General features: G+C 36.1%; 5 protein-coding genes and 1 rRNA gene. All 6 read right to left on the bottom strand.

All coding sequences use genetic code 11. The features are described from left to right. Window positions 1–73, bottom strand: a 16S ribosomal RNA gene (locus ACAN53_RS14600); the annotation flags it as partial. Between the two features lie 364 nt (window positions 74–437). Further along, the gene (gene gyrA / locus ACAN53_RS14595; protein ID WP_379970850.1) at window positions 438–2,900 is read right to left on the bottom strand and encodes a DNA gyrase subunit A; all 2,463 of its coding nucleotides are present in this window, start codon (window positions 2,898–2,900) and stop codon (window positions 438–440) included. 55 nt (window positions 2,901–2,955) lie between these two features. Then, window positions 2,956–4,878 (bottom strand): DNA topoisomerase (ATP-hydrolyzing) subunit B, encoded by a 1,923-nt coding sequence (gyrB, locus tag ACAN53_RS14590; protein ID WP_379970883.1) that lies wholly within the window; start codon window positions 4,876–4,878, stop codon window positions 2,956–2,958. A 51-nt stretch (window positions 4,879–4,929) separates the two neighbouring features. After that, on the bottom strand, window positions 4,930–6,042 hold the full coding sequence (gene recF / locus ACAN53_RS14585; protein ID WP_379970849.1) for a DNA replication/repair protein RecF: 1,113 nt from the start codon (window positions 6,040–6,042) through the stop codon (window positions 4,930–4,932). A gap of 13 nt (window positions 6,043–6,055) precedes the next feature. Beyond that, window positions 6,056–6,271: a S4 domain-containing protein YaaA gene (gene yaaA, locus ACAN53_RS14580; protein ID WP_379970848.1), complete on the bottom strand. Its 216-nt coding sequence runs from the start codon at window positions 6,269–6,271 to the stop codon at window positions 6,056–6,058. Window positions 6,272–6,513: 242 nt separating this feature from the next. Continuing rightward, window positions 6,514–7,659 carry a DNA polymerase III subunit beta gene (gene dnaN, locus ACAN53_RS14575; RefSeq protein ID WP_379970847.1) on the bottom strand — a complete coding sequence of 382 codons (1,146 nt, stop codon included), beginning with the start codon at window positions 7,657–7,659 and terminating at the stop codon, window positions 6,514–6,516. Window positions 7,660–7,788 lie beyond the last annotated feature (129 nt).

Below are 7,788 nucleotides of genomic sequence, written 5' to 3'. Positions count from 1 at the left end.
GGGTTCGCTCGACTTGCATGTATTAGGCACGCCGCCAGCGTTCATCCTGAGCCAGGATCAAACTCTCCATAAAAGTTAAAGTTTGTCTAAGCTATAAAAAATAAAACTGACGTTTGTTGTTTTGTTTAGTTTTCAAAGTTCAATATCGCGTTTCAGCGACTTTAATAATATAACACATTGTCATAATATCGTCAACTTTTTTTTGTGATTTATATCTAGCTGACTTGTTGACTTGACCTATTATAAAGACTTCTAATGTGAAATGCAACTTATTTCGTATAGAATTTCAAATAAAATATAGATTTCCTTAGAATAGTCTTTCATTTTCTACTTACACTTTCTCACCTATGCTATCCTCTTAAAGAAACGAAAAAAATAGGTCTCTATACATAAATCTGTATAGAAACCTATTTGTATTAAAATTAGAGAGGATACTCCTACTCTTCTTCTTGATCTACCTCAATTGCATCTTCGCGCTGCGCCTTTGTAACAGTTGCCACTTCTTCATTTTCTTTCAAACTAATAAGACGTACCCCTTGCGTATTTCGACCCATACGAGAAATTTGCTCAACAGGTATACGAATTAGAACACCCGCCACTGTAATAAGCATAATATCTTCTTCGCCCTTTACAGACTTTACAGCAACTAACTTCCCGTTTTTGTCATTTACATTACAAGTTTTCAATCCTTTTCCGCCGCGACTCTGAATACGATATTCTTCAATTGGTGTACGTTTACCGAATCCATTTTTTGTAACAATTAAAACATCTACATCTTCTTCGGCAATTTCCGTTCCAACAACTTGGTCATCATCATTCAACTTGATCGCCTTCACACCAGCAGCAGTTCTACCCATACTGCGAACATCTTGTTCGTTGAAGCGTATAAGCAACCCATCGCTAGTTCCAACAATAATATCTTTATCTCCCGTCGTTAATCGAACGGAAATGAGTTCATCATCTTCTCTAAGCGAAATCGCAATTAATCCATTATTACGGATATTGGCAAAAGATGAGAGCGGCGTCCGCTTTGCAATTCCTTGCTTTGTAGAGAAGAATAAATAATCATCATCAGAGAATTCTTGAATTGGAATCATAGCATTGATCCATTCATCTTTTTCAACTTCTAACAAATTGATAATAGGAAGTCCTTTTGCGGTTCTACTATACTCTGGAATTTCATACCCTTTAATGCGATATACTTTTCCTTTATTCGTAAAGAACAAAATATGATTATGAGTAGACGTAGTTAGTAAATGTTCTACAAAATCATCCTCATGTGTTCCCATACCTTGAACGCCGCGACCATTTCTATTTTGACTTCTATAGGTTGAAGTTGGAAGTCTTTTAATATATCCGTTATGCGTTAAGGAAATGACGATATTTTGTTCTGGAATTAAATCTTCGTCCTCAATGAATCCAAATCCACCAGGGACAATTTCAGTTCTTCGTACATCATTGAAGCGTTCTTTAACTTCCAGTAATTCTGTACGAATAATTTCTAGTACTTTTTCTTCGCTTGCTAGAATAGCTTTTAATTCAGCAATCAATTTCTCTAATTCTGCGTATTCTTCTTCAATTTTTTCACGTTCTAAACCTGTTAAACGTTGCAAACGCATATCTAAAATAGCTTGAGCTTGCTTTTCACTTAATTCAAATGTTTCAATTAAGCCATTGCGTGCTATTTCTGCTGTTCTTGAACCACGAATTAAGGCTATAACCTGATCCAAATGATCAAGAGCAATGCGTAACCCCTCTAAAATGTGGGCACGAGCTTCTGCTTTATCAAGTTCAAAAGCAGTTCGTCTTCGAATAACTACTTTCTGATGCTCTAAGTAATAGTATAAGCATTGTTTTAAATTTAAAACTTTTGGCTCGCCGTCAACAAGTGAAAGCATGTTAATTCCAAAGCTTGTTTGCAATGCAGTATGTTTATATAAATTGTTTAGAAGCACATTTGCATTTGCATCTCTCCGTACTTCCATTACAATGTGCATACCGCTACGATCCGATTCATCTCGTAAATCTGTGATTCCTTCAATTCTCTTCTCACGAACAAGCTCAGCAATTTTCTCTATGAGTCTTGCTTTATTTACTTGATAAGGTAATTCTGTAACAATAATCGATTGTTTTCCGTTACCTCGTTCTTCTATCGATACTTTCCCGCGAATTAGGATAGATCCTCGTCCTGTTTCAAAAGCACGACGAATCCCACTTTTCCCAATTATTTGACCAGCAGTAGGGAAATCCGGTCCGGGAATATATTCCATTAACTCTTCAATTGTAATATCAGGGTTTTTGCTAAGTGCTAATACTCCGTCAATAATTTCTCCAAGTTGATGAGGCGGAATATTCGTTGCCATCCCAACCGCAATTCCAGTAGCACCATTGACAAGAAGATTTGGAAATCTTGCTGGTAAAACAATCGGCTCTTTTTCAGAACCATCATAGTTATCTTGATAATCAATCGTATTTTTGGAGATGTCACGTAATAGCTCCATAGATATCTTGGACATTCTTGCTTCTGTATAACGCATAGCAGCAGCGAAGTCACCATCTACAGATCCAAAGTTACCGTGACCATCAATAAGCATATACCGTTGGTTAAAGTCTTGTGCCATACGTACCATCGTAGCATATACAGCTGCATCACCATGAGGATGATACTTACCAATTACTTCTCCAACAATACGAGCTGATTTTTTATGTGGTTTATCAGATACAATCCCTAAATCATTCATTGCATACAGTATTCTTCGATGTACTGGCTTTAATCCATCCCGTACATCTGGTAGGGCCCGAGAAACAATGACACTCATCGCATAATCTAAAAATGATGATCGCATTTCATGACTAATATTTATATCTCGAATCTGGGCTTGTTGCTCGTTATCTGACATCAACTAGCGCCTCCTCTTACATTTCCGTACAAATTAAAAGCAACAAAGTTGCAAATTAAATATCTAAGTTTTTAACGTATCTCGCATTTTCCTGAATGAAGTTACGACGTGGTTCTACTTTATCACCCATTAACATTTCAAATGTTTCGTCGACTTCAATCGCATCTTGTAGATTTACTTGAAGAAGCAAACGTGCTTCTGGGTCCATTGTCGTTTCCCACAGCTGTGCTGGGTTCATTTCTCCAAGACCTTTATAACGCTGAATGCTTGGTTTTGGCTGTGCAGGTATTTCCTTATAAATTTTCTCTAAATCTTTATCATTGTAAGCATATAATATTTTCTTACCTTGCTGCACTTTATATAATGGTGGTTGTGCGATGTACACATAGCCATGTTCAATAATTTTACGCATATAACGATAAAAGAACGTTAATAATAAAGTTCGGATATGTGAACCATCCACATCGGCATCAGTCATGATAATAATTTTATGATATCTTGCTTTTTCAATATCAAATTCTTCTCCAATTCCCGTTCCAATTGCAGTTACAATCGCTCGAATTTCGTTATTGGAAAGGATTTTATCAAGGCGAGCTTTTTCTACGTTGATAATTTTTCCTTTCAGCGGAAGAATTGCTTGGAAATGTCGTTCACGTCCTTGTTTTGCTGAACCACCGGCAGAATCACCTTCAACAATATAAATTTCACTGATAGATGGGTCCTTTGAAGAACAATCTGCAAGTTTACCAGGCAAACTTGAAATTTCCAAGGCATTCTTTCGTCTCGTTAATTCACGAGCTTTTTTTGCAGCTACACGTGCACGGGTAGCCATCATACCTTTATCGATAATCTTTCGAGCTATATCCGGATTTTCAAGAAGGAATTTTTCAAATGTTTCTGAGAAAACGGATTCCGTTATTGTTCTAGCCTCGCTATTGCCAAGCTTCGTTTTCGTTTGTCCTTCAAACTGAGGATCTGGATGTTTGATGGAAACAATAGCTGTTAACCCTTCACGCACGTCTTCTCCAATTAAATTACTATTTCCATCTTTGAAAATACCGCTCTTTCTTGCATAATCATTAATTACACGTGTTAAAGACGTCTTAAATCCTACTTCATGTGTACCGCCTTCATACGTATGAATGTTGTTTGTGAAAGATAAAATATTACTTACGTAGCCTTCGTTGTATTGTAAGGCAACTTCAACATAAATGTCGTCACGCATACCTTCTACATAGACTGGCTCTTCATGAACTACCTCTTTTGAGCGATTTAAGTGTTCTACATAAGATTTAATTCCACCTTCAAAGTGAAATTCTCTCTTTTGCTTGTTTTCTCTACGATCTTCGATTGTAATACGTAGACCACGATTTAAAAATGCGAGTTCACGCAATCTATTTGCTAACGTATCAAAATCATATTCAGTTGTTTCAGTGAAAATTTCAGCATCCGGTTTAAAATGTGTAGTTGTACCGGTCAATTCTGTTTCACCAACTACAGCCAAATCACCGACTGGAATACCACGTTGAAACTTTTGATAATGTATGTTTCCTTCACGATACACATATACTTCTAATACTTCAGATAAAGCATTTACAACAGACGCACCTACTCCGTGCAAGCCGCCAGACACTTTATATCCGCCTCCGCCAAACTTACCACCTGCATGAAGAACTGTCATGATAACTTCAACCGCAGGACGTCCAACTTTTTCTTGAATACCTACAGGAATACCACGACCATTATCCTTTACTGTAATACTGTTATCTTCTTCAATAAATACGTTAATTTCATTGCAATAGCCAGCAAGCGCCTCATCGATACTATTATCTACGATTTCCCATACAAGATGGTGAAGACCTTTCGCGCTTGTAGTACCAATGTACATACCTGGACGTTTTCTAACAGCTTCTAGTCCTTCTAATACTTGAATTTGACTTTCATCATATGCATCTTCTTGTATTTTCTTTTGTTCCATTGTCACAAAAATCACCCACTTTTCCATTTAACGGAAGAAATTAATCATGACTTAATCAATGACTATTCCATTTGTTACTTGAATTGTCTTTGCTTGTTTGAGTGTTTGATGTTCAACGCCATCAACACTAGTTGTCGTTACGAAAGTTTGAACTTTACCTTGTATTGTGTTTAATAAATGAGATTGACGATAATCATCTAATTCCGATAATACATCGTCCAGTAAGAGAATAGGGTATTCGTGTACTTCAGAGTGGATCAATTCAATTTCAGCTAATTTAAGGGAAAGTGCTGTCGTTCGCTGTTGGCCTTGCGAACCATAAATCTGCACGTTTTTTTCATTGACGAAGAAATGTAAGTCATCGCGATGAGGACCAATTAAAGTTGCACCACGAAATAATTCACGCTTTTTAATCGTTTGAAACGCATCATAGTATTCTTCTTTTATTTTCGACAAATCCATGGATTCTGATACATTTATACTCGGTTTATACGCAATTCGAAGTTCTTCTAACCCTCTACTAATGCCGTTATGTATGGGGGCAGCCCATTCTTGTAGCATACGAAGAAATTCAAATCTCTTAAGTAATATTTTCGCTCCATGCTCAACCAACTGAATGGTAAACACATCTAACATTGTTTCATTGTGTTTACTTTCCCCTTGCATCTTTTTCAATAAGTGATTACGTTGAATTAACACTTTTTGATATTGGCTTAATTCGTATAAATAGACAGGTGCAATTTGTCCCAGTTCCATATCGATAAAGCGCCTTCGAACTTGTGGACTTCCTTTTACTAAGTTCAAATCCTCCGGAGCGAACATGACAACATTCATCTCTCCGATGTATTGGCTTAGTTTGGATTGTTCTAATTCATTTACTTTAGCCCTTTTTCCTTTTTTGGAGAGCATAAGCTCTAGGGTGAGGGATGTGTTTCGTTTTTGAAGCTTCCCTTTTATTTTACCATACTCTGCGTCCCATTTGATAAGCTCTCTGTCATTTGAGGTTCGATGAGATTTTGCCATGGCTAATACGAAAATCGATTCAATTAAATTTGTCTTGCCCTGTGCATTCTCCCCGATAATAACATTTACTTTATCTTCAAAAGAGAGTGCAAGTTCCTTATAGTTTCGAAAATTTAGTAGAGCTAGCTCCTCAATATACAAAGGGATGCCTCCCTTACTTCGCCTTCACTTGGAATGTTCCGAATGATGGAACTTCAACCGTATCGTTGTTATAAAGCTTTCTTCCTCGTCTATTATCAGGTTCGCCGTTTATAAACACTTCATGTTCTTGTAAAAACCAACGAGATGCTCCTCCTGTATTTACTAGATCAGCGAGCTTTAAAAACTGTCCAAGCGTAATATACTCTGTAGAAATTGAAATAATTTTCATAAAAATCGCTCACTTTCTAAAAGTGTTCATTCTTTCATTGTACTAAAAAAAATACGTATCAACAATGATTGGGTATACAATTTCATTTTTTATCAATTTAGAAGCAAATTATACAGGATAAAAAACTGACAGACGAAATGGACCGTTACAAGAAGCATGATGTCTCATCATTCTGTAATCGGTCCATTCATATAGCATATTACTACTTCCAAGTGTAAAACTGCGCGAGTTCGATAAAGTAATTAATATGTTCGCACAGGTAATATTAATTGGACTATGCTGTCATTATCTAAAGAACGTATTAAAAACGGTCGCATAGCCCCTGTAAAACTTGTTTTTATTTCTGTACTATCAAGTACTTTTAGTGCGTCCATCATATATTTTGCACTAAAAGAAATTTTTAATTCTTCCCCTTCAATGCTTTCGCAGTTTACTTCTTCTACAACTTTCCCAATTTCAGGCGAATTAGATGAAATTTCAATTTGATTGTCTTCAAGTGTAGAAAGCTTAACGACATTATTTCTACCATCTCTTGCAAGTAAAGAAGCACGATCTATAGCTTGAAGAAATTCTCTTGTATTGATCAAAATGTCTGTTTTGGTTTCAGATGGAATAAGTCGTGATGTATCAGGATAGTTTCCTTCCAACAGACGTGAGTAAAATAGCAAATGCTTAGTTCTAAATAACACTTGATATTCCGTAATAATGATATCTACAGTTTCTTCGGTGTCATCTAATATTTTGCTAAGCTCGTTCAAACTTTTCCCGGGTATAACAACATTCGCTTGAAAGGATGCAGAAAGTGAACTTCCGGAAATAGTTGCTTTGCGAAGGGCAAGTCGGTGACTATCTGTAGCAACGCAAGTCAATTCGTTGTTATACACACTCCAGTTTACACCTGTCAAGATAGGTCTGGTTTCAGATGTAGAAACTGCAAATACGGTTTGACGAATCATATGCTTTAACAAATCAGTAGGGAGCATAAAAACTTGATTTTCTTCCAGTTGAGGAAGAAGTGGATATTCTTCGGGATCGGAACCATTTAAATTAAATTCTGACTTTCCTGATTTAATTTGCGTTGAAAAATGATTTTCTACTTTTATTTCGACGGTATCCTTTGGTAATTTCTTTACAATCTCACTAAAATATTTTGCCTGTAATACGATGCTGCCAGGTTGAATTATTTGTACAATTTCATTTCCATTTTCTTCAGTAGGGATGAAAGATTCAATTGAAATATCAGAATCACTTCCTGTTAAGGTGACACCTTCACTGTTTGCAACAATTTTAATCCCCGTTAAAATCGGAATGGTTGTTCGGACAGATACAGCTTTCATTACATCTTGAACACCTTTAACAAGCTGTTCTTTTTGAATGATAAAATGCATGATAAAAATACCTCCTGCGTATGGAATATATTTAATTAAATAATAATAAAAAATAGTAGTAATAGTAGTAATACTTGTGGATATGTGGATAAGTCCATTTTAGTAAGGAAAAAACAGTCTATCAACATG

The sequence above is a fragment of the Ectobacillus soli genome (assembly GCF_042610425.1).
Lineage (GTDB): Bacteria > Bacillota > Bacilli > Bacillales > Bacillaceae_G > Ectobacillus.
This window is presented reverse-complemented; position numbering and strand designations above follow the sequence as displayed.

Bases quoted from the DNA above. Each gene is read 5' to 3' on its own strand.
- gyrB (WP_379970883.1), bottom strand. From the start codon at position 4,878: ATGGAACAAAAGAAAATACAAGAAGATGCATATGATGAAAGTCAAATT.
- dnaN (WP_379970847.1), bottom strand. From the start codon at position 7,659: ATGCATTTTATCATTCAAAAAGAACAGCTTGTTAAAGGTGTTCAAGAT.
- yaaA (WP_379970848.1), bottom strand. From the start codon at position 6,271: ATGAAAATTATTTCAATTTCTACAGAGTATATTACGCTTGGACAGTTT.
- gyrA (WP_379970850.1), bottom strand. From the start codon at position 2,900: ATGTCAGATAACGAGCAACAAGCCCAGATTCGAGATATAAATATTAGT.